Source organism: Dellaglioa sp. CoH-57-MRSF-21, from assembly GCF_056781915.1.
Window position 1 is genome coordinate 1 of the sequence record NZ_JBXAXU010000189.1, and the last position, 271, is coordinate 271.

1 protein-coding gene is annotated in these 271 nt (G+C 65.3%); it reads left to right on the plus strand.

Features of this window, described 5'->3' with window-relative positions; genetic code table 11:
* Positions 1 to 271 (plus strand): hypothetical protein (locus AC1RPQ_RS08495; RefSeq protein ID WP_481762345.1); only part of this gene is annotated, 271 nt, incomplete at both ends.

Sequence of the window (271 nt, forward strand, 5' to 3'; positions counted from 1 at the left end):
GTGCGGCATGGGCGCTCGACGCAAAAGGCACTCCCGTACGCACCTGGTACACACTCAGCGGGAATACGGTCGTCCAGCACGTCGACCATGCCGGCGCGGCGTACCCGGTTGTGGCGGACCCCCGCCTGCTGTGCGACTGGGTCTACTGCACTGTGATGTACAACAGGGCCGAAACCCAGCAGATCGCCGCCACCAACGGCACGTCAGGAATCTTGATCACGACAGGATGCTCGATGCTGGCCGGCCCGATCGGCGCGCTGGTCTGCGGGTT